Source organism: Myxococcus vastator (genome assembly GCF_010894475.1).
Lineage (GTDB): Bacteria > Myxococcota > Myxococcia > Myxococcales > Myxococcaceae > Myxococcus > Myxococcus vastator.
Window position 1 is genome coordinate 1 of the sequence record NZ_JAAIYB010000651.1, and the last position, 3,524, is coordinate 3,524.

Below are 3,524 nucleotides of genomic sequence, written 5' to 3' on the forward strand. Positions count from 1 at the left end.
GCTTCAGCTACAGCGCCAGCAACACCAACAGCGCGCAGCAGAACACCACCAACCGCACCATCGCGCTGACGGCCGGCCAGACGCTCACCGTCGCGACGTGTGGCCTCACGGGGACGCAGCTGACCGGTGACACGTGGCTGCGCCTGCGCAACCCCGCGGGCACCGAGGTGGCCTCCAACGACGACGCTTGCGGTGGCCGGGGCTCCAGCATCACCTTCACCGCCACCACCGCCGGCAACCACGAGGTCCGCGCCGGCTGCTACTCCAGCGGGACCTGCACGGGCCGCGTCGTCTGGGAAATCACCGGCGGCTCCGGCGGCCCCACCAGCGGCAGCTTCAGCTACAGCGGCACCAACACCAACAGCGCGCAGCAGAACACCACCAACCGCGACGTCACCATCGCCGCGGGCAAGAGCATCACCGTGGCCACCTGCGGCGTGACGGGCGCGGCCTTCACGGGCGACACCTACCTGCGCGTCTTCAACGGCGCCACGCAGACGGCCGCCAACGACGACGCCTGCGGTGGCCGGGGCTCCAGCCTGACGTACACCTCGCCCACGGCCACCACCCTGCAGCTTCGCGCGGGCTGCTACTCCAGCGGGAGCTGCACCGGCACCGTGGTGTGGAACATCCAGTAACCACCCCGCGGCGGCGTTGAACCCCCGGGCCCGGGCCGTGGCAAGCGCCACCGCCCGGGCTCGCGGCGTCAGTAGGCGTTCTTCGACAGGAAGCCGCCCAGCGCGGTGCGCACGAGGATCTTCAGGTCCATCAGCAGCGACCAGTTCTCGATGTAGTACAGGTCGTACTCGATGCGCTTCTCGATGCACGTCTGGCCGCGCAGGCCATTGATTTGCGCCCAGCCGGTGATGCCCGCCTTCACCTTGTGCCGCAGGTGGTAGCGCGGAATCTGCCGCTTGAACTCCTCGATGAAGACGGGGCGCTCCGGGCGCGGACCCACCAGGCTCATGTCACCGCGCAGGACGTTGAAAAACTGAGGGAGCTCGTCCAGCGAGTACTTCCGCAGGAACGTGCCAATCACCGTGCGCCGCGGGTCGTCCGGGCGGGCCATCATCGCGCCGCTGTGCTCGGCGTCGATGCGCATGGTGCGGAACTTGAGGATGGGGAAGGTGCGCCCATCCATGCCCATGCGCTCCTGGCGGTACAGCATGGGCCCGCGGCTGGTGAGCCGCACCGCCAGCGCGGTGGCCGCCATGAGCGGCGAGGTGATGAGGATGGCCAGCAGGGAGAAGAGGATGTCGAAGGCCCGCTTGGCCACCCGGCTCCAGCCCTCCATCGGGTCGCCCTGGAGGCGGATGATGGGCAGCCCGCCGAACTCCTCCAGGCCGCCATAGAGCGTGATGTACTGGTACAGGTCCGGCACCACGCGCACGTCCACGGTGCGCAGGGTCAGCTTGTCCATCAGCCCCTTGACCTGGGCGTGGCCCTCCAGCGGCAGCGCGAGGATGACCTGGTCCACCGGCTCGGCGTCCAGCACCTCGTTCACCTGGTCCACGTGCCCGATGATGCGCACGCCGCCCACGTACTGGCCCACCTTCTCCTGGCGCAGCGTGAGCACGCCCGTCACCCGGAAGCCCAGCTCGCGGTGGTGCTCCACCGTCTCGATGACCCGCTGCCCCAGGTCCCCCGCGCCGATGACGAGGATGGACTTGAGGTTGTGGCCCCGGCGCCGGATTTCACTCACCAGATAGCGAGTCACCAGCCGGCTGCACGTCACCAGCGCGAAGGCATAGACGATGAAGATGACCAGCGTGAGCCGCGAGTAGCGCTCGCGCACGAAGTACGTCACCGCCACCAGGATGAGCGCCGCGGTGATGGTGGACTTGAAGACCTCGAAGACCTCGCCCGTATTCGTCCGGGAGCGGTTGGTCCCGTACAGGCGTGACTGGTGGAACGTCACCGGGAAGATGACGAGCACCATCAGCAGCGAGAAGAACGAGTCCGTCCAGGGAGGAATCCCCTCCGTGACGGGCACGATGCCGGAGAAACGTGTGGCGTACGCGAGGACGAAGGCCAGCGCGAGCATCACCATGTCGGCGACGACTTTGATGGACGTGTAGAAACGCTGGAGACGACTGAACACCGCAGTACTCCTGTGGCGTAATCAACGGGTGGCCACCCCGGTGCAAGACTCGCGCCCTCTTCATACGGACACTCGCCTTGCCCATCACCGTTTGATAGCCGCGCTTGCTAGCACGAAAAAATTCGTGAAAACAATGGGTTGCGGCGACCCCTCCCCCACAGCCGGGAGCGGCCTCCACCTGCTGCCCACAAAAGGCCACGCCAGGAGCGACAGCGAAGTCACAGTCCCGCTGCGGGGCCTGGGGAATCTGGCGACACCCCGCCGAGCAGCGAGTGGATTTCTCGAAGAATGGCACGCTGGAACTGTGCGCGGCCAAAGCGCTCGGCCTGGGCGCGAGCGGCTTCAGGCCGGAAGCCTGTCTCCCATTCGTCGAAGTGGCGCACGGCCGCCGCGAGCGCTGCCGGCGTCTGTTCCGAGAAGAAGATTCCGGTCTGCTCCGTCACCGTCTCGAGCGCGCCGCCCTTCCCGTAGGCGATGACGGGCCGGCCCGTCGCCTGGGATTCCAGCGGAGTGAGGCCGAAGTCCTCCTCGGGCGTGAAGATGAGCGCGCGGGCGTCTCGGTACAGCGCCGGAAGTGACGCATCCAGGACGTTGCCAAGGAAGCGGATGTTTTCAGGCAGGGTTCCGGCGCCCAGGCGAGCGGCCTCCTGGCCTGTTCCCACCACCCAGAGCGGTGCCTCCAGGCTCCGGAACGCTTCCAGCGCCACGTCCAAGCGCTTGTACGGCGCGAAGGCCCCCAGCCAGAGGAAGTAGCCGCCCTGGCCCCCGCCCTCCAGGGGCACCTGGGCGAAGCGCTCCAAGGAGACCGGGGGGTGGATGACGGACGCCTCACGGCCCCAGAAGCGCTGCACCTTGGTGGCGATGTGCCGACTGTTGGCGATGAAACGATGGACCCCCGCCGCCGTGCGCCGGTCCCACCGGCGCAGCCAGGGCCGGACGGCATGGGCCGCCGCGCGCACCGGGAGGCCGGTGCGTCCCGGGCCGAAGTAGTCGTCGAACAAGTCCCACATGTACCGCATGGGCGCATGCACGTAGCTCAGGTGCGGCGTGCCCGGCGGCGTGCGCAGGCCCTTGGCCACGCAGTGGCTGGAGGAGAGGACCAGGTCGTACTTCCCCTGGAGTTGGAGGGACTCGATGGCCTTCGGCATCAGCGGCAGGAAGTGCCGGTAGCGCGTGTGGATGCCGGGGAGGTGCTGAAGGAAGGACGTGAAGATGCGACGGGATTCGATGGCCGGCGACTGGGAGCCCGGCTTGTGGATGAGCGTGTAGATGTCCGCGTCTGGCAGGACTTCGCAGAGGGCATCGAGGACGCGCTCACCACCTCGGTGGGTGACGAGCCAATCGTGGACCAGGGCAACCTTCACGGCACGGCTTCTAACACCGGGCACACGCGGCGCGGCAAGCGTCGAGGGTGCCCCGCGTG

General features: G+C 67.9%; 3 protein-coding genes. 1 reads left to right on the top strand and 2 read right to left on the bottom strand.

Annotation, left to right across the window (positions count from 1 at the left end; genetic code table 11):
* The coding region (locus G4D87_RS35530; RefSeq protein ID WP_205507850.1) for a PPC domain-containing protein at positions 1 to 638 on the top strand (638 nt) is incomplete at its 5' end.
* Between the two features lie 68 nt (positions 639 to 706).
* Here the strand turns inward: G4D87_RS35530 and wbaP are convergent.
* Together wbaP and G4D87_RS35540 are read right to left on the bottom strand one after the other, a co-directional pair.
* Positions 707 to 2,101: an undecaprenyl-phosphate galactose phosphotransferase WbaP gene (wbaP, locus tag G4D87_RS35535; protein WP_163787169.1), complete on the bottom strand. Its 1,395-nt coding sequence runs from the start codon at positions 2,099 to 2,101 to the stop codon at positions 707 to 709.
* Positions 2,102 to 2,319: 218 nt separating this feature from the next.
* Positions 2,320 to 3,465, bottom strand: coding sequence for a glycosyltransferase (locus tag G4D87_RS35540; protein ID WP_163787171.1), 1,146 nt, complete (start codon positions 3,463 to 3,465; stop codon positions 2,320 to 2,322).
* Positions 3,466 to 3,524: the final 59 nt, after the last annotated feature.